This window comes from Mycolicibacterium sp. P4_G11, assembly GCF_056555145.1.
This window is the reverse complement of record NZ_JBFUJW010000007.1, coordinates 169,690-188,284: the sequence shown is the minus strand read 5'-3', so window position 1 is coordinate 188,284 and position 18,595 is coordinate 169,690. Positions and strand designations below refer to the sequence as shown.

Here is an 18,595-nt window from a genome sequence, read left to right as displayed (position 1 = left end):
ACCACCGCGCTCGAGGGCTACATCCGCTGGTACAACACCGAACGCATCTCGACAAAACTCAAGGGCCTGAGCCCGGTCCAATACCGGGCCCAGGCCCTTAAGTCCTAAGCTCCCAAAGTCAGAGTCCAACTTTCGGGGACCACTTCAAACCACCCGGTTTTGGGGGTTTTCGCGTTTCCTCGTGGTGGCGCTCGGTGCGGTGATCGCCGTCGGCTGCTCGCCAGGACAGGCGCGGCCCGACACGGCATCCGTGCAACTCGGCCATGAGTTCGTCCTCGGCGGTGGGCAGGAAGCGCTGCTCGACGGCGCCGGGCTGCGGCTGAAATTCGATCGGGTGCTTGATGATTCGCGCTGCCCCAAGCGGGTGTCGTGTGTATGGACGGGCGCAGCCCGCATCGCGATGATCGCCACGCCCGACGGTCAGCCGCCGACCACGCTGGAGTTCAACACGAACCCGGCGCCGGGCCAGACTCACCTGACCGAGACGGTCGGCGGGTACACCGTCGAATTGCGTTCACTGGACCCGTATCCCGAGATTCCGGGGACCATTCCGCTGCCGGATTACCGGGCCACCATGCTGGTGGTCCGCTGAGCTAGTACGTCGGTTCGTTGAGTACCGCGAGCAGGCTCCGGGCGGCGACGACGCGGTCGACGGCCGGGCCGGTGAGCGCGTCCAGTGCGCATTCCGGATCGGCGGGCGGGCCCATGTGCCCGCAGCCGCGGGGGCAGTCCTCGATGGCCTCGGCGAGGTCGGAGAACGCCAGCAGCACGTCGTCGGGCTTGATGTGCGCGAGGCCGAAGGACCGGATGCCCGGGGTGTCGACGACCCAGCCGGACCCGGCCAGCGGCAGCGCCACCGACTGCGTCGAGGTGTGCTTGCCCTTGCCGACACCAGACACCTCACCGATGGCCCGATCTGCGTGCGGCACAAGGCGGTTCACCAACGTGGACTTGCCCACCCCGGAGTGTCCGAGCAGCACCGTCACCTGACCTTCGAGCAGCGGTGCCACCACATCGAGGGGGTCGTCGCGCCCGGCGGTCAGCACCGTCAGGTCGAGGCCGGCGAACTCGGCGGCGAACGGCTCGGCCGGCGCCAGATCGTTCTTCGTCAGGCACAGGATCGGCCGCAGCCCGCCGGTGTAGGCGGCGATCAGGGCGCGCTGCACCAGCCCGGCACGCGGCGGCGGGTCGGCCAGCGCGACCACCATCAACAACTGGTCGGCATTGGCGACGACCACGCGTTCGGTCGGATCGGTGTCATCGGCGGTGCGGCGCAACACGGTTCGGCGTTCGTCGCGGCGGACGATGCGGGCCAGGGTGTCGGGCTTGCCCGACAGGTCGCCGACGATGCCCACCGAGTCGCCGACGACGATCGGCGTACGGCCCAGTTCGCGGGCCCGCATCGCGGTGACGATGTGGTCGGGATTGCCGTCGAGCGCACAACCCCAGCGGCCGCGGTCAACGGTGACGACCATGGCCGCTTCGGCGTCGGCGTGCGTCGGCCGGTTCTTGGTGCGGGGACGTGAACCTTTGCCCGAGCGCACCCGGACATCTGATTCGTCGTACTCCCGCAAGCTATTTCCCGGCCAGCAGGTCTGCCCACATACCCGGGAAGTCGGGCAGCGTCTTGGCTGTGGTGCCGATGTCCTCCACCTGCACACCGGGCACGCGCAGCCCGATGATCGCGCCGGCGGTGGCCATGCGGTGGTCGGCGTAGGACCGCCAAAGGCCTTCGTGCAGCGGCACGGCCGTGATCACCAGACCGTCGTCGGTCTCGCGGCACTGGCCGCCCAGTCCGTTGATCTCGTTGGTCAGCGCGGCCAGCCGGTCGGTCTCGTGCCCGCGCAGATGCGCGATCCCCGAGAGCGTCGACACCGAACCCGGGCTGGCGAGCGCGGCCAGTGCGGCCATCGACGGCGCCAGCTCGCCGACGGCCTTCAGGTTGGCCTCGAAGCCCGGGTAGCTCTGCGCACCCCGGACCTCCAGATGCGAATCGACAACCTGGACACCAGTATTCAGCTTGCCGAGGAGCTCCAGGATGTCGCCGGACGGCTGCACGCTCTGGGTCGGCCAGTGGGCCAGCCGCACCGTGCCACCCGTCACCGCGGCGGCGGCCAGGAATGGCACCGAGTTCGACAGGTCGGGCTCGATGGCCCAGTGCCGCGCCGCGATCGGGCCGGCCGACACATGCCAGCGGTTCGGCTCGCTGTCGTCGACCTCGACACCCGCGTCGCGCAGCATCGTGATGGTCATTTCGATGTGCGGCTGCGATGGCACCGTCGCGCCGGTATGAATCACCGTGAGACCGTCACGGAATGTCGCTCCCGACAACAAGAGTCCGGACACGAACTGCGACGACGACGATGCGTCGATCCGCACCTCGCCGCCGGCCACCGATCCGGTGCCGGACACGGTGAACGGCATGCCGTCGCCGTCGATGTCGACGCCGAGACCGCGCATCGCGTCCAGTAGCGGGGTGATGGGGCGGGTCTTGGCCTGCTCGTCACCGTCAAAGACGACGTGTCCCGTGCCCTGTGCCGCCACCGGCGGGACGAACCGCAGCACGGTGCCGGCCAGCCCGCAGTCGATGCGCACGTCCCCGGCGGGGGCGATGGCGCCGCCGACGGTCAGTTCGGTGCCGTCTCCGGTGATCGTCACGCCGAGCGCCTGCAGCGCCCCGATCATCAGGTTGGTGTCGCGGCTGCGCAGTGCGCCGCTGATGGTCGAGGTGCCCTGCGGGGTGGCCAGGGCCGCCAGGATCAGCGCCCGGTTGGTCTGCGACTTCGATCCCGGCACGGTGACAGTGGCCTGCACCGGACCGGTCACCGACGGTGCGGGCCAGGTTTCCATGCCCCTATCCTGCCTGGTATGTGCGGGCGATTTGCAGTCACCACCGACCCGGCGCTGCTGGCGGCGAAAATCCAGGCGTTGGATGAGACCGCCGCCAAGGTGTCCGACCCGGCGAAAGACGGCGGTGAGCAGGGCAGCACCCTGCCTTCGGCCAATTACAACGTGGCGCCCACCACGACCATCAGCAGCGTCGTGCGGCGGCATTCCGAGCCCGACGACGAGCCCACCCGCCGGGTCCGGTCGATGCGCTGGGGCCTGATCCCGCCGTGGGTCAAGACCACGGCCGACGGTTCGCCCGACACCAAGGGACCGCTGTTGATCAACGCGCGCGCCGAGACGCTGACCACGTCACCGGCGTTCCGCGGTTCGGCGAAATCGAAGCGATGCCTCATTCCGATGGACGGCTGGTACGAATGGCGTCCCAACCCCGCGGCCGACGGCAAGAAGGCCACGAAGACGCCGTTCTACATGCACGCTGCCGACGACGAGCTGTTGTTCATGGCGGGACTGTGGTCGACGTGGCGGCCGGCCGGGGCATCCCGGGAGGAGGCCCCACTGGTCAGCTGCACCATCATCACGACGGAGTCGGTCGGGCCGCTGGCCGGCATCCACGACCGCATGCCGCTGACCATCAGCGCCGGCGATTGGGACCGCTGGCTCGATCCGGACGCGCCCATCGACGAAGGGCTGCTGCGCGGGCACGGCGACCTGGACCGGATCGTCACCCGGGAGGTGTCCAAGTTGGTCAACAGTATTCGCAACAATGGCCCCGAACTCATCGAGCCCGCCGACTCCGAACCCGAAGGAACGCTGTTTTGACTGCCCTGGATCCCTTGCTGGTGGAAGCTCTCGGCGCTGACCTGCGCTCTGCCGGGTACACCACCGACGGGGTGGCCGACCTGCTCGGTGACGACGCCAATGCGGCCCTCGGCCGGGGTGCATGGTGGCCGGCGCTGCGTGCCACCGCGGCCGGCGGCCGGCTGGCCACGCTGATCCGGCTGTTCCTGCTCGGCACCGACGAACCGGCCGAGCAGGTGCAGGCCGCGTTCCCCTCGACCAGCCTGGCCGAGCTGGCGGCGGCCGGCGTGCTGGAGGTGACGGGCACCGTCCGGGCTGCCCTCGACATTCGTCCGCACTCCGACGGGGAACGCGACTTCTACGTCGTCTCCGACCAGGACGCCGCCCTCCGTGGGGGACCCGTGGAGCACGAGCATGTCCTCGGCATCGGGGGCGCGTCGATGTCGTTGGCGCGGGCCGTGATTCGGACCCCGGTGCAGCGGGCACTCGACCTGGGCACCGGCTGCGGTATCCAGGCGCTGCACCTGAACGGTCACTGCGCCGACATCGTGGCCACCGACACGAACCCGCGCGCGCTGGCGCTGGCGCAGGCCACTGCCGGGCTCAACGGGATGTCCTGGGATCTGCGGCCCGGCAGCCTCTTCGACCCCGTGGCGGGGGAGCGCTTCGACCTCATCGTGTCCAACCCGCCCTTCGTGGTCGGCGCGGGCGCCAAGGACTACATCTACCGCGATTCGGGCGTCGCCGGAGATGGGTTGTGCCGCACCATCATCGAGAACGTCGGCAGTTACCTGACCCCTGGCGGCACCGCCCAGATCATGGCCAATTGGATTGTCCGGGAGGATGACTGGCGGACCCGGGTGCAGGACTGGCTGGCCGGCACGGGGCTGCACGCCTGGGTGGTGCAGCGGGAACTGGCCGACCCGGTCAGCTATGTGTCGTTGTGGCTGGCCGACGCCGGGGAATCCACGGAACAGATCGCGCAGCGCGGGGCGGCCTGGCTGGACTGGTTCGACGCCGAAGGCATCACCGGGATCGGCATGGGCCTGATCTCGCTGCGCGTGCCGCGCCCCGGCGAGGAGCCCGAGCAGATCCTCGAGGAGATCACCGACGAACCCATCACGGGCACCGAGGTGGAAGCGTTCTTCGCGCGCCGGGCTTACCTGCGCGACACCTCGGACGACGAGCTGCTCGCTGCCCGCCTCTCCACCGCGCCGGTGCTGCTGGAGCAGCATTCGCTGCCCGGACCGGACGGCTGGCAGGAGATCGGTTGTGCGGTCCGTCGTCCCGGCGGGCCGGGTGCGGTGCTCGGGGTGGACGAGGTGTTGACAGCTCTGCTGGCCGGGTGCCGGGGCGAGGTGCCGTTGGGCACGCTCATCGGGCTGCTGGCCACCCATCACGGTGTTGACGCCGACGCTCTTGCCGAGGCGGCGATGCCGGAAATCCGTGAAGCGATCGGCCGCGGAATCCTCTACCAGGCCAACTGAGTTCAGTGGCAGCCCTCAACGGCGATGCGCCGTGATCACCGCGTACGGCGCGTCGAAAGCGACCGTCCCGTCGGATGATTCGTGGGCCGTGAACGCCGCGGCGAATGCGTCGACGAGCCGGGCGCGGGTGGCGTCGTCCAGGTAGGTCAAGGTTGTGACGTGCATGGGCGATTCATCGGTGACGAACCGCACCGCGTCGGCGACGGAACCGAATTGCCAAATGAGCACGCGGTTTTCGATGATCACGTCGGTGAAGTCGGCATCCAGCCGCTGGTGTACCAGCTCGGGGAGGCCCCACTGGTCGGGGGAGTACGGGCCTGGTTCCGGCTGGCCGAGCACTTCGATAACCGGGGTGAAGAACGGATTGTCCACGGCCTTGACCCACGTCGAAAATCCCAGCACGCCATCGGGTTTGAGCAGCCGGCCCAGCTCCGCGACCATGGCGGCCGGCTCGACGAAGATGATGCCCATGTTCGACACCGCCGTGTCGAAAGCGGCGTCGGGCAAACCGGTTGCGGAGGCGTCGGCAGCCACCCAGCGGACCGCGTCGCCGCCGGGGTTGGCGGCGGCGATGGCCAGCAGCTCGGGGGTGATGTCGACACCGGTGACCTGGGCGCCAAGGGCGGCGGCGTGCAGCGACGCGTTGCCGGTCCCGCAGGCCAGGTCGACCAGCGCGGTGCCGGGCCCGGCCGACACCGCGGCGACGACCTCGGTGGCGATGGGCGCGATGAATTCGGCGACGGCTTCGTACCGTCCGACTGACCAGGTCGACATGCGGCCACTGTAGGCCTCCCGAAGCGGCTTTCCGGCTGTTGCCATGCGGGTTACGGTGAAATCAACATGACCGACAACGACGAGCCCGCCCGCGGCATTTTCAGTTTCGAGATGACGATCGCCGAGTGGCTGGGCACCGCCGCCATGCTGGCGGCGCCGTATCTGGTGCTCGGCGTGCTGTGGGCGGTTACCCACACCGGCGCGTTCGAGGCGGCGCATGGCGTGGACCGCGTGCTGGTCTTCGTGCGAACCGTGGTGTTCTGGCCGATGTTGCTGCTGACGAACATGTGCCTGCCATGACCGGCGAAACCCCGGCATTGGCCCTCGCGGACTGCCGCATCCAGATTCGGCGCCGCACCGCACGGTGGGACGAGTATCCGGTGACCATCGCCGATGCCGCCGATTTCTGGGGCGCGGCGGCCAGCGCAGCCAACGTCATCATGCAGTTGTCGTGGCCGGGCGTCGGGTACGGCGTGGTGGAGAGCAAGGTGGATTCGGGGAATCTGCTCAAGCATCCGTGGAAGCGGGCCCGCACCACATTTCAGTACCTCGCGGTGGCCATCCTCGGCACTGACGAGGACCGGGCGGCCATGCGCAAGGCCGTCGACTCGGCGCACCGCCAGGTGCAGTCCGGCCCGGACAGCCCGGTGCGCTACAACGCTTTCGACCGCGATCTGCAGATGTGGGTCGCCGCATGCCTGTTCGTCGGCATGGAGGATGTCTATCAACTGCTGCGCGGCGAGCTGACACCCGAACTTGCCGAGCAGTTCTATCGGTCCGCCGCGCCGCTGGGCACCACGCTGCAGGTCACCGCCGACCAGTGGCCCGCCAGTCGCGCCGAGTTCGACGATTACTGGACCACGGCCTGCGCCAAGGTGGCCATCGATGACACCGTCCGTGGGTACCTCACCGAACTGGTGCGGTTGCGGATGATCAATCCCGTTCTGGCCCTGCCGTTTCGGCCCCTGCTGGCGTTCCTGACCGCAGGTTTCCTGGCGCCGGTCTTCCGGGACGCGATGGGCATGTCGTGGGGCGGCGGCCGCCAGTATCTGTTCGAAACGCTGTTCCGGCTGGTCGCTTTCGTCAACCGGTTCCTGCCGCTGTTCATCCGGCAGGCCGGCAGCTACGTGCTGTTGGCCTACGTGCGCAGGCAGATTCGCCGCGATGGGGAGTTGATCTGATGCGCCGGTTGCTGAGCCGCCGGGTCAGCGTCGGGGCGATGGCCGAATTCCTGCTGTGGCTGGCGCTGCCGTACCTGCTGGTGGGGATGGCGTGGACGTTTATGCACCCGCATGCGGTGGAACAGGTGCAGAAGCAATGGGACCGGGCGTTTCCCGCTGTCGCGCCGCTGGCCGCACTCCTGGAGGTGACGGTGGCGTGGCCACCGATGGTCACGGGTGTGGAGATCTGCCCGGCGGCTGATTAGCGCCGGGCAGATCGGCCGACCGGACTACGGGCCGGTGTATCCCGGCGGGTTGGGGGTATCGACCCAGAGATCGACGCCGAGGTCGGCGTTGGGGGTGCAGTTGTACACCGACAGGTCGGTGACGCCGGATTCCAGCAGCACGTCCTCGCACAGCAGGCTCTGCCCGGTGTATTCGCGGGCGGGCTTGTTGAAGATCGCGTAGGCGGCGTCGGAGTACACCTCGGGGCGGCGGGCCTTGGCCATCGCCTCGTCACCGCCGAGCAGGTTCTGCACCGCGGCGGTGGCGACCAGGGTGCGCGGCCACAGGGTGTTCGAGGCGATACCGGCCTCGCGCATCTCCTCGGCGATGCCCAACGCGCACAACGTCATTCCGTACTTCGCCATCATGTAGGCGGTCGGCTTCAGCCACTCGGATTCCATCCGGATCGGCGGCGACAGGGTCAGGATGTGCGGGTTCTCGCGGCCCTTCATGTGGGGGATACAGGCCTGCGAGACGGCGTAGGTGCCGCGGATCTGGATGCCGTTCATCAGGTCGAAGCGCTTCATCGGCACTTCCTCGATGGAGCCGAGGTTGATGGCCGAGGCGTTGTTGACGCAGATGTCGATGGCGCCGAACTGCTCGACGGCCTGGGCCACCGCGGCGCTGACCGAGTCGGGGTCGCGGACGTCGCCGACGATCGGCAGCGCCTGGCCGCCGGCCTCTTCGATCTCCTTGGCCGCCGTGTAGACGGTGCCGTCGAGCTTGGGATGGGGCTCGGCGGTCTTGGCGAGCAGCGCGACATTGGCGCCGTCGGCCGCGAACTTCTTCGCGATGGCCAAACCGATGCCACGGCTGGCACCGGAGATGAACATGGTCTTCCCGGACAGTGTCATGCGCACACCCTATGCCGCCGGAGTTACCGCGGAGTACATATCTCGGCGGTCACCGCTGACGTGGCGGTCACCAGGTCGGCCGGGGCCAGCACGATGTCCAGCCCGCGCTTGCCCGCACTGCACAGCACCCGGTCCCAGCCCAGCGCCGACTCGTCGACGACCGTCGGCAGCGACTTGCGTTGTCCCAGTGGGGAAATGCCGCCCACGACGTATCCCGTGGTGCGTTGTGCCGCTGCCTGCTCGGCCATCTCCGCCTTCGGCACGCCGAGCGCCGCCGCCGCGGCCTTGAACGATAGCTTGTCGGGCACCGGCAGCACCGCGACGGCCAGGCCGCCGGGGATCGCCAGCACCAGCGTCTTGAAAATCTGCGCCGCGACGAACCCTTCTGCCGCGAGTTCGTTGACGGCCTCGTCGCCGAACGACGTGGCCCGCGGGTCGTGCCGGAACTGCCGAATTTCGTAGCTGATCCCGGCGGCCTGCAGGGCCTTGATCGCCGGGGTTGCCGCGCTCGCCATGGCAGGCAAGCCTAGAGGCCGGGAACAAGTGCACGGTGCAGCGCTGTTACTCCCGTCAGCATGGTCAATTAATGGCTGGCGAACTTGTCGGTCGCAGCCTCTAGGATCGGACGGAAGGGGACACAGGTGCCAACGGCATGTCTGGAACGTCCGGTCGAGTTGCCGGACCTGTTGCGTGGCGCCGCGACAGAAGGGACGGTCTCGACCACGATGACCGACATCGACGGACTGGGTTCCGCAGTGACGGAGCATGAGTCCGGGGGACAGGCGCACGAGAGCGATGCGGAACTGACGGCGCGCTTCGAGCGCGACGCGATTCCGCTGCTGGATCAGCTCTACGGCGGCGCGCTGCGCATGACGCGCAATCCCGCGGACGCCGAGGATTTGGTGCAGGAAACCATGGTCAAGGCCTATTCGGCCTTCCATTCGTTCCGCGAGGGCACCAACCTCAAAGCGTGGCTGTACCGGATCATGACCAACACGTACATCAACAGCTACCGCAAGAAGCAGCGGCAGCCGGCTGAATACCCGACCGACGAGATCACCGACTGGCAGCTGGCGGCCAACGCCGAGCACTCGTCGACCGGTCTGCGTTCGGCCGAGGTCGAGGCGCTCGAGGCGCTGCCGGACACTGAAATCAAGGCTGCGCTGCAAGCGTTGCCGGAGGAGTTCAGGATGGCGGTGTACTACGCCGACGTCGAGGGCTTCCCGTACAAGGAGATCGCCGAAATCATGGATACCCCGATCGGGACGGTGATGTCCCGCCTGCACCGTGGTCGCAAGCAGCTGCGTGAACTGTTGAGCGGCGTCGCCCGGGACCGAGGATTCCTCCGTGGCGAGAGCCTCGACACCCAGGAGGTGTCCTGATGGGCGAGGAGTTCACCCGTCCCGACGGGCACACGTTCGAGCCGCCGATCGGTCCGATCGACCCTGATCATCCCGAATGCGCCGCGGTGATCGCCGAGGTATGGACCCTGCTCGACGGGGAATGCACCACGGAGACGCGCGACAAGCTGCGGTTCCACTTGGAGGAATGCCCCACCTGCCTGCGTCAGTACGGCGTGGAGGAGCGGGTGAAGGCGTTGATCGCCACCAAGTGCAGCGGCGAGAAGGCCCCTGAGGGCCTCCGTGCCAGGCTCAAGCTCGAGATCAGCCGCACCACCATCGTTCGCGGCTGAACGCCCGTCCTGGGCGCTTCCGGACAGACGAAAACCGCCCGGTTCCGTTACGGAGCCGGGCGGTCAGGAAGGCAGCAGGTCAGGCGTTGGGACGCCGGCCGTGGTTCGCCTTCGAGTGCTTACGGTCACGCTTCTTGCGGCCACGCTTGGCCATGATGGTCCTCCAAAGGTTCGATTGCTCGCCCTACAGTGTCGCACGGCCACGCCACCCAATTGCAAACCGTGGTGCTGTGGTGCAATAGAGGCCGCAGGCACCGCCTGCGCAAAGACACGGAGACGAGTGGGGTGAAGATGGCCGAGGACGTTCGCGCTGAAATCGTGGCCAGTGTGCTCGAGGTCGTGGTTCGCGAGGGCGACCAGATCGGTGAGGGTGACACGGTGGTGCTCCTCGAGTCGATGAAGATGGAGATTCCGGTGCTGGCCGAGGTTGGCGGCACGGTGACTTCCGTCAACGTGGCCGTCGGCGACGTCATCCAGGCCGGCGATCTGATTGCCGTCATCGGCTAGGTGACCCCCTACCGGATAGCGCGCCATGTCCACCCTCGGTGATCTGCTCGCCGAGCACACTGTCCTACCCGGCAATGCCGTCGACCACCTGCATGCCGTGGTCGGTGAATGGCAGTTGCTCGCCGACTTGTCGTTCGCCGATTACCTCATGTGGGTCCGCCGCGATGACGGCGCGCTGGTGTGCGTCGCCCAGATCCGGCCCAACACCGCGCTGACGGTGCTCTTCACCGACGCGGTCGGGACCATCAATTCCGCCGCGGACATGCCGGCCGTCTCGGCGGCTTTCGAGACCGGGCTCATCGGTCGTGGCAAGGAAAACACTGCGGCACAAGGTGATTCGCGGCTGAACCTGGAGGCCGTGCCGGTCCGCTACGGCAACGATGTGGTTGCGGTGCTCACCCACCAGACCGCACTTGCCGACCGTCGCAAGGTGGCGCCGCTCGAGCGGGCCTATCTGGACTGCGCCCGCGACCTGCTCCGCATGCTGGCTGAGGGCACGTTCCCGAACGTCGGCGATGTGCCGATGTCGCGGTCCAGCCCCCGCGTCGGCGACGGCTTGATCCGGCTCGACGTCGACGGGGTGGTGGCCTTCGCCAGCCCCAACGCCATCTCGGCGTATCACCGGATGGGGCTGGTCACCGAGCTCGACGGCCAGAACCTGATCAGCGTCACCCGTCCGCTGATCTCCGATCCCTTCGACGCGCAGGAGCTGGCGAACCACGTCCGCGACCTACTGGCGGGCGGCTCCAGCATGCGCATGGAGATCGACGCCGGCGGTGCCGCGGTGCTGCTGCGGACCATCCCGCTGTCCGTGGGGGGTCAGGCCGTCGGGGCGGCGGTTCTGGTCCGCGACGTCACCGAGATCAAGCGCCGGGACCGTGCGCTGCTGTCCAAGGACGCCACGATCCGCGAGATTCACCACCGGGTGAAGAACAACCTGCAGACGGTGGCGGCGCTGCTGCGGCTGCAGTCCCGCCGGATGAACAATGCCGAGGCGCGAGAGGCGCTGCTGGATTCGGTGCGCCGGGTGTCGTCGATCGCGCTGGTGCACGACGCGCTGTCGCTGTCGGTGGACGAGGAAGTCAACCTCGATGAGGTGATCGACCGCATCCTGCCGATGATGAACGACCTGGCGTCGCTGGGCGCACCGATCCGGGTGCGCCGGGAGGGCGATCTGGGCGTGCTGGACGCCGACCGGGCGCATGCGCTGATCATGGTCATCACCGAGCTGGTGCAGAACGCGATCGAGCACGCTTTCGATCCGACCACCGCGCAGGGCAGCGTGACCATCAAGTCCGACCGGTCTGCGCGCTGGCTCGACGTCGTGGTGCACGACGACGGACACGGACTGCCCGATGGGTTCACTCTCGAGAACTCGGACCGGCTGGGGCTGCAGATCGTGCAGACGCAGGTGTCGTCGGTGCTGGACGGCACGCTGGCGATGGAAGCCGCGCCGGGCGGCGGTACCGATGTGGTGCTGCGTGTGCCGATCGGCCGCCGCGGCCGAGCCGCGTACTAGGCCTGAGCGGCCGAGCCGCGTACTAGGCCTGAGCGGCCGAGCCGCGTACTAGGCCTGAGCGGCCGAGCCGCGTACTAGGCCTGAGCGGCCGAGCCGCGTACTAGGCCTGAGCGGCCGAGCCGCACAACATATTTCGCCGCTCAGTGGCCACTTGTGGCACGACCCCGCGTGATTTCCGTGCGGTAGCCGGCCACTCGGCTTGGCTGCTCGGCACAAAAAATGACCCCGGCGAATCGCCGGGGTCATTTTTGAATGCCGTGGTGGCTAGACGCCGGTGCGAGCCTTGGTGCGCGCGTTGCGGCGCTTCAGCGCGCGACGCTCGTCTTCGCTCATACCGCCCCAGACGCCGGCGTCCTGGCCGGACTCCAACGCCCAGCTCAGGCACTCGGTGGTCACCGGGCAGCGGTTGCACACGAGCTTCGCGTCAGCAATCTGGGCGATGGCCGGGCCGCTGTTTCCCACCGGGAAGAACAGTTCCGGATCCTCGTCGCGACAGACCGCCTTGTGGCGCCAATCCATGGTCAACACTCCTCACTGGGCGCGCAGCAAAGCGCGCAAGGTTTTTTCACTTCGGCTGTTAACTGGTGCACACGAAATGTTTCTGCACTGTTGCATCTGATGTTTTCACAGGCTGGACAGATGTCAATAGCGACGCGTTAACTCGTGGGCAATGTCACTGCGGACCCGGGTTGGCAGGCCCCTAAACCAGTTGTACTACACTTGGGCCACCTGCGCCCTAAATTTGGCAAACTGTAATCAAGATCGCTGGTCACTGAGTTTTTGCTGGGGGCGCGACCACGTTGAGCGCCTCCGGGACCGCGGTGAACGTCACACTTTCGCGCAGGCCAACGAAATCCCCATCGATCTGGCACGCGACAGGTGTGTCACTTGTCACCCGCAGCCAGGGCAGATCGTCGTCGCGGATCAGATGCGGCCCCTCGATCTGTGGTGTGCGCGACAGCATCCGTCGCAGCAATCGAAGGTTGGCCCCGATGCCCATGCTGGTGGTTGCGAAGACGCCCAGTCCGGTCTCGAACGTCGTCGTGGGGTTGGTCCAGACCGGACGGCTGTTGGCGTAGGTCCACGGACTGGCGTTCGAGACGAAAGCGAAGTGCACGCCCGAAATCGGCTCGTGGTCCGGTAGGTGCAACGTCAACCGCGGGGGTTTCCGGGCGCTGCCGACAGCCTCGCGGATGGCCACCCGGATGTACCGCGACGCGGTCACCTTGCGGCCCTTGGCCCGTTGCGCTTCGACGGCAGCCACCACCTCACCGTCGAGCCCCAAGCCGGCGGTGAACACCGACCAGCGGTCGCCGCAGTCCATCAACCCGATCCGCCTCCAGGGCACGCCCCGGCGGTATTCGCTCAGCTGGTCGACGAGCTGATTGGTCGCCTGCAACGGGTCCGGGCTGATGCCGAGGGCCCTGGCGAAGACGTTCGCCGAGCCGCCGGGCACCACGCCGACGGCGGTGCTGGACGCCCCCGGCACGCCGTTGGCATGCCCCAAGATGCCGTTGACCACCTCGTTCACCGTGCCGTCGCCGCCGTGCACGATCACCACATCGGTGCCGTCCGCGGCGGCCTGGTGCCCGATCTCGATGGCGTGGCCACGGTGGTCGGTATGGGCGACGGTCAGGTCGACGCGGCTTTCCAGCGCATGGGCCAGTAGATCCCGGCCTGCCGGGGTTGTCGAGGTCGCGTTCGGATTCACGATCAGCACGGCACGCACGGGTCCCGAGCCTATCTGCGCCACGACCGTCGGCAACTCGATCGCCCGGCGGCCGGGACGGTGGGCGGGGCGCCGGTGGCGCTAGTCCACGAAATCGCCGTCGACGTACAGCCATCGGCCGTCGCGGTCGCGGGTGAAGCGGCTGCGCTCGTGCAGGATGTGCCGGCCGCCGTCGCGCACGTACTGGGCGCGGAACTGCACCACGCCGGTCGGCTCGTGTTCGCCGCCGGCTTCGGTGTCGACGATCTGCAGCCGGCGCCAGAGCACCTCGTCGTCGAGATCGAGGTCTGCCGGGCGGGTGCTCGGATGCCACGTCGCCAGCAGGTAATCGACGTCGCCGAGGGCGAACGCGGTGAACCGCGAACGCATCAGCGCGACGGCGGTGGCGGCGGGCCGCTCGCCGCGGTGCAGGGGGCCGCAGCAGGCGGCGAACTCCATCCCGGTATCGCAGCGACACGGTTGACTGTTGGTCGGCACCGGACAATTCTGCCTGTTCGCAGCCGGTACCGTGGTCGGGTGACCGATCGCCGCCTGCTCCTCGTCAACGGGCCCAACCTGAATCTGTTGGGGACTCGCCAGCCGGAAATCTACGGCTCGACCACCCTGGCGCAGATCGAGCAGGCCGTCACCGACCTGGCGGCACAGCTCGGCTTCTCCGTGCGTGCGGTGCAGAGTAACCACGAAGGTGAACTGGTCGATGCGATTCAGGCGGCGCGCACCGACTGCGTCGGCATCGTGATCAACCCGGCGGCCTACAGCCACACGTCGGTGGCCATCGCGGACGCACTCACCGCGGCCGAATTGCCGGTTGCCGAAGTGCATTTGAGCAACATCCACAAGCGCGAGGCATTCCGGCACCACTCCTACGTGTCGGCGGTGGCCGAGACCGTGATCGCCGGCGCGGGGCCCATCGGCTACGAACTGGCGGTGCGGTACCTGGCAGATCGGTTGTCGCGGTGAGTGATCCGACCATCCATCCGCCGGCAGTCCGCCGGGCCGGGTTCCTGGTGGCCGCCGAAGGTGTGCTCGGTTTGATCGGGGCAGCGGTGTACGTGGTGCGCGGGCTGGCCGGCGCTGATCAGCACATCGTCAGCGGATACGGCAACGCGCTGTGGCTGGTGTGCATCTGCGGTGGTGTGCTTGCCGGCGGCTGGGCGCTGATCACCGGTCGACGCTGGGGCCGCGGCATCGGCGTGTTCGCCAATCTGCTGCTGCTGGGAGTTGCGTGGTACGTCTTCCAGTCCGGCCAGTTGCAGTACGCCATCGTCGTCGGGCTGGTGGCGATCGTCACGCTCGGGTTGTTGTTCAGCCCGTCGACCGTGCACTGGATCTCGAAGCAGGACTGAAGGTTTCAGTCGGCGCTCAGCGCGCGCTGGGCGTGGGCCCGGCGGTCTTCGATGACACGACCGAATTCCTGTAGCAGCACCGGATTTCGCTGCACCACCGTCTCGATGCAGTCTCGTTCGACGTGCACCAGGGTCACTTCGTCGAGCGCCTGCGCGCTGCCGATGACCGGCTGGCGCGTCAGCGTGCTCTGACCGAGATAGCCGCCCTCGTCGAGGATTCCGATCACCGCGCCCGGCTCGTCCGCGGTGCCGGTGGTCAGCTGGATGCGACCGGACACGATGAATCTCATGCCCTCCGGCACCTCGCCGGCGCGCTGGATCGTCTCGCCGATTGCGTAGCGCTCCAACGTTGCGGCCGGGGCCAGGTCGGTCTGCTGCTCGGCGCTCAGCTGCAACGTCGGCGCGATGACCCGGCTGACGGCCTCCGCGAGCCGTTCGGGCGTCGAGAACTCGTCTTCGGCTTCGTCCAGGTGCAGGCCCATCCGCCGGGAGGCGTACCAGACCCATTGCAGGAACAGTGTTTTCGCCTCGCCGTCGTCGGCGGGGGAGTGCAGCGGAATGGTGGTCTGATACTCGAGTCCTCCCGCGGGCGTTGCCGACGCGGTGCCTTCCCGGCGCCGCATCGGTAGGTCGCCGGCCAGCCGGGTCAGCATCGCGCACACCTGGTTCGGTGGGTCGTCGAGCGAGAAGATCGTGGTCACGGTGATCGAATGCGCGCTGGCGGGCCGGCTCAGATTGGTGAACGACGCCCCGGCCAGCACCGAGTTCGGCGTGATCCGCAGACCGGAGCCGGTCTCCAGATGTACTGCGCGCCAGTTGACTTCGACCACCCGCCCCCGTGCGGCGGTGGTATCCAGCCAGTCGCCGATCTGAAACGGCTGCTCGAACAACATCAGCAGGCCCGAGATGATCTGGCCCACCGAGTTCTGCAGCGTCAGGCCGATGACGATCGAGGTGATCCCCAGCGCCGTGAACAGGCCACGGACGTTCGCGCCCCAGATGTACGAGAAGATCACCGCGAGCCCGACCGCGATGAGCACGAACCGGGCGACGTCGACGAAGATCGTCGGCACCCGCTTGCGCCACGTTCCGGCAGGGGCGCCCTGGAACAGTGCGGCGTTGACCCCGGACAGCAGCAGGACCAGCACGACGAACGCGAAAAGCGTTGCGACGGTGCGCACCGAGGTGGATCCCGCCGGGACCTGTCGGGCCTCGGTCAGCAGGAGCAGCAATGCGCCGATCGGCAGCAGGTAGTTGCGCAATACGGTCACCGGCCGGAGCAGGAAGCTCTGCTTGCGGCGCAGCGCGTGCTGCCATTCGGTGAGCGCGACCAGCCCGATCGGCAATCCGATTGCGATGCCCACGGCCCAGTAGAACCAGGCCGAGGTGAAGACGTCGGCGATCACCGCGGTTCCACCAGTCGCCAGATCGGCTCGTCCTGTCCGTCAACCGATATCGTGCCGACGGACGTGAAGGTCATGGTGGCCTGCAGCGCCTGATACACCCGGTCGGTGACGTCGATTCCCGGTTGTGGTGAACCGCTCTTGACCTGGTACGCGACGTTGACCGCCGCGCCCCACATGTCGTAGACCACCGAGTGCTGACCGCCCAGGCCACTACTGACGGTGCCCGTGTCGATGCCGGCCCGCAGGCTCAGGTGGTTGCCCGATTCACTGTTGAACCGATCGATGATCCGTTCGCATTCCAGGGCGAAGTCGACGGTCCGCCGGACGTTGTCCAGTCTCGGTACGTTGAGACCGCAGCTGCCCAGGTAGCCGTTGCGGATCGGGCGGCCGCGCTCGATGCCGAGACTGTCTGCGGCCGCGTCGAATTGGCGCTCGATCTCGTTGACGACCGCGAGCGAGCCCTGTGACGTCAGCTGCGCCTGCAGCCGGTCCAGCCCCATGATCTCGGTGAAGATCACCGTGACGTTCTGGTGCTCCTCGGCGACGATCTCCTCGCCCTGCTGGTAGCGCTCGGCGACCGGTTCGGGCATCAGCAGCGCCAAGAGCTTCGCGTTCTCCTTGCGCTGCTCGACGAGGAGCTCTTCCTTGACGGTCAGGCTTCGGCTCATCTCGTTGAAAGCCTCTGTCAGCTCGCCGATTTCGTCTCGCGTCTCGACGGGGACGGTGACGTCGTAGTCGCCCGCGCTGATCCGCTGTGCGCCCGCTTCGAGCCGCCGGAGCGGCCGGACGAAAAGCTGGGCCAGGAACATCGCCGCGATGCAGACGGCGAAGATGATCCCGACGGTCGTCAACACCATGGTCCTGGTGAATGCGGTCTCCCGCTGGAAGGCCTCCGAGGTGTCGATCTTGCCGATGATGGTCCAGTGCAGTTCGGCGTCGGGAATCACGATGGGCGCGTAGGCCAGTAGCACCTCGTGGCCCAGATAGTCGGTGGCCAGTCGGGTTCCCGATTCGCCCCGCAGGGCCTGCCGGTTGGTGTCCGGCGGCACGGGCTGTACCAGGGTGGTGCCGCCCAATTGGATTGCCCGAGCGGCGACGTCGGCCGGCGTGCCCGCCGCGACGACGTCGCGCTTGTAGGCCTGCGGATCCTGCAGGAACATCCGGGAGTCCGAACGCATCAGATCGTCGGGTCCGACCAGGAAGACCTCGCCGGTATTGCCCAGGCCAGATTCGTTCCAGCGCTTGTCGAATGTCATCAGGCGGTTGATCTTCGAGACGGGGAACTGCAGGGCCAGCACGCCCATCGCGCGCCCCGCGGTCACGATCGGCGTGACCATCCAGGCGGTGGGTTCGTTCTCCGCCGGCTGGTACACCTCGAAATCGGTGATGCCGACGTAGTCGACGGCGTTGGCGGACATCGCTTTCTCGTATGCGCCACGGAGTTTGGAGCCGCTGTACGGTCCGGTCAGGATGTTGGTGCCCAGGTCGACGTCCTTGTATGCGGTGTAGACCATGTTGCCGCGGTTGTCGAGCAGGATGGCGTCCTGAAATTCGAAGCGGTTGACGATCTCCCGGAAGAAGTCCTGATACCGGGCATTGGCCGCCGACCAGGTGCTGCCGTCGCGGGCGTCGTCGACTTTGATCGCCGTGTCGTCGTTCTTCCGGACGGCGGTGTAGTTCGCCTGCAGATACCGCTGGGGGTTCTCCCGCGGGAGCAGTTGATCGACGTTCAGCTTGGCGCCGCTGGACTGCTGCACCTGGTTGAGAAACGTGTTGGTGTAGTAGTCGGTGATCGCCTGGGACTGGGCCGGGTTGATGGGCTTGTCGGCCAGTGCGTCGAAGCCCGCGGTGAAGTCCGCCAGCGCGGCCTGGGTGTGGGCGCCGCGCGCGTAGATGATCATCGAGTTCCTCAGATCAGTCAGCTGATCCTTGAGCTCGCGGGACTGGGACTGCCGAAGTTCGGTGAGCCGGTTCAAGACCGAGTCCCGCAGCGAGGCGCGGCCGGCCCAGAACCCGATGACGCCGACGACGGTCGCTGCCACGATGGTGCACAGCACCAGCATCACCACGAGCTTGGACTGGATGCTCACCTTGGACAGCAGTTGCCGACGCTGGAATCGCATTGCCGTCCCTCCGGTTGACCCGGGCGCAGATTAACACCGTTGTGGCGGGTGTGACCCTGGTGTT

The 18,595-nt window shown here is 67.5% G+C and carries 24 protein-coding genes; 13 read left to right on the top strand and 11 right to left on the bottom strand.

Features of this window, described 5'->3' with window-relative positions; translation table 11 throughout:
- Together AC1U2B_RS18465 and AC1U2B_RS18460 are read left to right on the top strand one after the other, a co-directional pair.
- On the top strand, positions 1-108 hold a 108-nt coding region (locus tag AC1U2B_RS18465), incomplete at its 5' end, for an IS3 family transposase (protein WP_480217911.1).
- A 73-nt stretch (positions 109-181) separates the two neighbouring features.
- The gene (locus AC1U2B_RS18460; RefSeq protein WP_480217904.1) at positions 182-592 is read left to right on the top strand and encodes a hypothetical protein; all 411 of its coding nucleotides are present in this window, start codon (positions 182-184) and stop codon (positions 590-592) included.
- A 1-nt stretch (position 593) separates the two neighbouring features.
- Here the strand turns inward: AC1U2B_RS18460 and rsgA are convergent, their stop codons facing one another.
- Complete coding sequence (gene rsgA / locus AC1U2B_RS18455; RefSeq protein WP_480217903.1) at positions 594-1,574, bottom strand: ribosome small subunit-dependent GTPase A; 981 nt, start codon at positions 1,572-1,574, stop codon at positions 594-596.
- 1 nt (position 1,575) lies between these two features.
- Positions 1,576-2,850, bottom strand: coding sequence for a 3-phosphoshikimate 1-carboxyvinyltransferase (gene aroA, locus AC1U2B_RS18450; protein WP_480217902.1), 1,275 nt, complete (start codon positions 2,848-2,850; stop codon positions 1,576-1,578).
- Positions 2,851-2,868: 18 nt separating this feature from the next.
- Here aroA and AC1U2B_RS18445 point away from each other — a divergent pair, with 18 nt between their 5' ends.
- Together AC1U2B_RS18445 and AC1U2B_RS18440 are read left to right on the top strand one after the other, a co-directional pair.
- A complete protein-coding gene (locus AC1U2B_RS18445; RefSeq protein ID WP_480217901.1) occupies positions 2,869-3,669 on the top strand; it encodes an SOS response-associated peptidase in 801 nt (266 codons plus the stop codon).
- The gene (locus AC1U2B_RS18440) at positions 3,666-5,135 is read left to right on the top strand and encodes a DUF7059 domain-containing protein (RefSeq protein WP_480217900.1); all 1,470 of its coding nucleotides are present in this window, start codon (positions 3,666-3,668) and stop codon (positions 5,133-5,135) included. The genes AC1U2B_RS18445 and AC1U2B_RS18440 overlap by 4 nt, the downstream gene beginning before the upstream one ends.
- 15 nt (positions 5,136-5,150) lie before the next feature.
- On the opposite strand, the gene AC1U2B_RS18435 is transcribed toward AC1U2B_RS18440, so the two are convergent.
- On the bottom strand, positions 5,151-5,909 hold the full coding sequence (locus AC1U2B_RS18435) for a class I SAM-dependent methyltransferase (RefSeq protein WP_480217899.1): 759 nt from the start codon (positions 5,907-5,909) through the stop codon (positions 5,151-5,153).
- A 66-nt stretch (positions 5,910-5,975) separates the two neighbouring features.
- Here AC1U2B_RS18435 and AC1U2B_RS18430 point away from each other — a divergent pair, with 66 nt between their 5' ends.
- The 3 genes from AC1U2B_RS18430 to AC1U2B_RS18420 are packed head-to-tail and all read left to right on the top strand — an operon-like array spanning position 5,976 to position 7,335.
- Complete coding sequence (locus tag AC1U2B_RS18430) at positions 5,976-6,209, top strand: hypothetical protein (RefSeq protein ID WP_480217898.1); 234 nt, start codon at positions 5,976-5,978, stop codon at positions 6,207-6,209.
- Positions 6,206-7,090, top strand: a complete 885-nt coding sequence (locus AC1U2B_RS18425; RefSeq protein WP_480217897.1) for an oxygenase MpaB family protein — start codon at positions 6,206-6,208, stop codon at positions 7,088-7,090. Before AC1U2B_RS18430 ends, AC1U2B_RS18425 begins: the two co-directional genes overlap by 4 nt.
- Entirely contained in the window at positions 7,090-7,335 is a 246-nt protein-coding gene (locus tag AC1U2B_RS18420) for a hypothetical protein (protein ID WP_480217896.1), read from the top strand. Before AC1U2B_RS18425 ends, AC1U2B_RS18420 begins: the two co-directional genes overlap by 1 nt.
- Positions 7,336-7,359: 24 nt before the next feature.
- On the opposite strand, the gene AC1U2B_RS18415 is transcribed toward AC1U2B_RS18420, so the two are convergent.
- Both AC1U2B_RS18415 and AC1U2B_RS18410 read right to left on the bottom strand, forming a co-directional pair.
- Positions 7,360-8,208, bottom strand: coding sequence for an SDR family oxidoreductase (locus tag AC1U2B_RS18415; protein ID WP_418005398.1), 849 nt, complete (start codon positions 8,206-8,208; stop codon positions 7,360-7,362).
- A 23-nt stretch (positions 8,209-8,231) separates the two neighbouring features.
- Positions 8,232-8,723, bottom strand: coding sequence for an aminoacyl-tRNA deacylase (locus tag AC1U2B_RS18410; protein ID WP_480217895.1), 492 nt, complete (start codon positions 8,721-8,723; stop codon positions 8,232-8,234).
- A 210-nt stretch (positions 8,724-8,933) separates the two neighbouring features.
- Between AC1U2B_RS18410 and AC1U2B_RS18405 the strand changes: the two genes are divergently transcribed.
- Together AC1U2B_RS18405 and rsrA are read left to right on the top strand one after the other, a co-directional pair.
- The gene (locus tag AC1U2B_RS18405; protein ID WP_260940106.1) at positions 8,934-9,590 is read left to right on the top strand and encodes a sigma-70 family RNA polymerase sigma factor; all 657 of its coding nucleotides are present in this window, start codon (positions 8,934-8,936) and stop codon (positions 9,588-9,590) included.
- On the top strand, positions 9,590-9,901 hold the full coding sequence (gene rsrA / locus AC1U2B_RS18400; protein ID WP_043392444.1) for a mycothiol system anti-sigma-R factor: 312 nt from the start codon (positions 9,590-9,592) through the stop codon (positions 9,899-9,901). Before AC1U2B_RS18405 ends, rsrA begins: the two co-directional genes overlap by 1 nt.
- Before the next feature lie 79 nt (positions 9,902-9,980).
- Here rsrA and AC1U2B_RS18395 read toward each other — a convergent pair whose 3' ends face one another.
- Positions 9,981-10,055 (bottom strand): 50S ribosomal protein bL37, encoded by a 75-nt coding sequence (locus AC1U2B_RS18395; protein ID WP_085976028.1) that lies wholly within the window; start codon positions 10,053-10,055, stop codon positions 9,981-9,983.
- 137 nt (positions 10,056-10,192) lie between these two features.
- Here AC1U2B_RS18395 and AC1U2B_RS18390 point away from each other — a divergent pair, with 137 nt between their 5' ends.
- Positions 10,193-10,408 carry a biotin/lipoyl-binding carrier protein gene (locus AC1U2B_RS18390; protein WP_043392924.1) on the top strand — a complete coding sequence of 72 codons (216 nt, stop codon included), beginning with the start codon at positions 10,193-10,195 and terminating at the stop codon, positions 10,406-10,408.
- A gap of 25 nt (positions 10,409-10,433) precedes the next feature.
- The gene (locus AC1U2B_RS18385; protein WP_043392447.1) at positions 10,434-11,927 is read left to right on the top strand and encodes a two-component system sensor histidine kinase PdtaS; all 1,494 of its coding nucleotides are present in this window, start codon (positions 10,434-10,436) and stop codon (positions 11,925-11,927) included.
- Between the two features lie 264 nt (positions 11,928-12,191).
- Here AC1U2B_RS18385 and whiB1 read toward each other — a convergent pair whose 3' ends face one another.
- From whiB1 to AC1U2B_RS18370, 3 genes are all read right to left on the bottom strand, one after another.
- Entirely contained in the window at positions 12,192-12,446 is a 255-nt protein-coding gene (gene whiB1 / locus AC1U2B_RS18380; RefSeq protein WP_043392449.1) for a transcriptional regulator WhiB1, read from the bottom strand.
- A 250-nt stretch (positions 12,447-12,696) separates the two neighbouring features.
- Entirely contained in the window at positions 12,697-13,656 is a 960-nt protein-coding gene (locus AC1U2B_RS18375) for a diacylglycerol/lipid kinase family protein (RefSeq protein WP_260939966.1), read from the bottom strand.
- Between the two features lie 81 nt (positions 13,657-13,737).
- Positions 13,738-14,094: a YchJ family protein gene (locus AC1U2B_RS18370; RefSeq protein ID WP_480217894.1), complete on the bottom strand. Its 357-nt coding sequence runs from the start codon at positions 14,092-14,094 to the stop codon at positions 13,738-13,740.
- Positions 14,095-14,172: 78 nt separating this feature from the next.
- Between AC1U2B_RS18370 and aroQ the strand changes: the two genes are divergently transcribed.
- Positions 14,173-14,616 (top strand): type II 3-dehydroquinate dehydratase, encoded by a 444-nt coding sequence (gene aroQ, locus AC1U2B_RS18365; RefSeq protein WP_043392452.1) that lies wholly within the window; start codon positions 14,173-14,175, stop codon positions 14,614-14,616.
- Positions 14,613-15,002, top strand: a complete 390-nt coding sequence (locus AC1U2B_RS18360; RefSeq protein ID WP_043985253.1) for a hypothetical protein — start codon at positions 14,613-14,615, stop codon at positions 15,000-15,002. The genes aroQ and AC1U2B_RS18360 overlap by 4 nt, the downstream gene beginning before the upstream one ends.
- Positions 15,003-15,007: 5 nt before the next feature.
- Here the strand turns inward: AC1U2B_RS18360 and AC1U2B_RS18355 are convergent, their stop codons facing one another.
- Both AC1U2B_RS18355 and AC1U2B_RS18350 read right to left on the bottom strand, forming a co-directional pair.
- The gene (locus AC1U2B_RS18355; protein WP_480217910.1) at positions 15,008-16,405 is read right to left on the bottom strand and encodes a mechanosensitive ion channel family protein; all 1,398 of its coding nucleotides are present in this window, start codon (positions 16,403-16,405) and stop codon (positions 15,008-15,010) included.
- Positions 16,405-18,531, bottom strand: coding sequence for an adenylate/guanylate cyclase domain-containing protein (locus AC1U2B_RS18350; protein WP_480217893.1), 2,127 nt, complete (start codon positions 18,529-18,531; stop codon positions 16,405-16,407). The genes AC1U2B_RS18355 and AC1U2B_RS18350 overlap by 1 nt, the downstream gene beginning before the upstream one ends.
- Positions 18,532-18,595 lie beyond the last annotated feature (64 nt).

Excerpts from the sequence above, each read along its gene's own strand:
- aroA (WP_480217902.1), bottom strand. The coding sequence starts at position 2,850 with ATGGAAACCTGGCCCGCACCGTCGGTGACCGGTCCGGTGCAGGCCACT.
- AC1U2B_RS18445 (WP_480217901.1), top strand. The coding sequence starts at position 2,869 with ATGTGCGGGCGATTTGCAGTCACCACCGACCCGGCGCTGCTGGCGGCG.
- AC1U2B_RS18435 (WP_480217899.1), bottom strand. The coding sequence starts at position 5,909 with ATGTCGACCTGGTCAGTCGGACGGTACGAAGCCGTCGCCGAATTCATC.
- AC1U2B_RS18430 (WP_480217898.1), top strand. The coding sequence starts at position 5,976 with ATGACCGACAACGACGAGCCCGCCCGCGGCATTTTCAGTTTCGAGATG.
- AC1U2B_RS18425 (WP_480217897.1), top strand. The coding sequence starts at position 6,206 with ATGACCGGCGAAACCCCGGCATTGGCCCTCGCGGACTGCCGCATCCAG.
- AC1U2B_RS18420 (WP_480217896.1), top strand. The coding sequence starts at position 7,090 with ATGCGCCGGTTGCTGAGCCGCCGGGTCAGCGTCGGGGCGATGGCCGAA.
- AC1U2B_RS18415 (WP_418005398.1), bottom strand. The coding sequence starts at position 8,208 with ATGACACTGTCCGGGAAGACCATGTTCATCTCCGGTGCCAGCCGTGGC.
- AC1U2B_RS18410 (WP_480217895.1), bottom strand. The coding sequence starts at position 8,723 with ATGGCGAGCGCGGCAACCCCGGCGATCAAGGCCCTGCAGGCCGCCGGG.
- AC1U2B_RS18405 (WP_260940106.1), top strand. The coding sequence starts at position 8,934 with ATGACCGACATCGACGGACTGGGTTCCGCAGTGACGGAGCATGAGTCC.
- rsrA (WP_043392444.1), top strand. The coding sequence starts at position 9,590 with ATGGGCGAGGAGTTCACCCGTCCCGACGGGCACACGTTCGAGCCGCCG.
- AC1U2B_RS18390 (WP_043392924.1), top strand. The coding sequence starts at position 10,193 with ATGGCCGAGGACGTTCGCGCTGAAATCGTGGCCAGTGTGCTCGAGGTC.
- AC1U2B_RS18385 (WP_043392447.1), top strand. The coding sequence starts at position 10,434 with ATGTCCACCCTCGGTGATCTGCTCGCCGAGCACACTGTCCTACCCGGC.
- whiB1 (WP_043392449.1), bottom strand. The coding sequence starts at position 12,446 with ATGGATTGGCGCCACAAGGCGGTCTGTCGCGACGAGGATCCGGAACTG.
- AC1U2B_RS18370 (WP_480217894.1), bottom strand. The coding sequence starts at position 14,094 with ATGGAGTTCGCCGCCTGCTGCGGCCCCCTGCACCGCGGCGAGCGGCCC.
- AC1U2B_RS18350 (WP_480217893.1), bottom strand. The coding sequence starts at position 18,531 with ATGCGATTCCAGCGTCGGCAACTGCTGTCCAAGGTGAGCATCCAGTCC.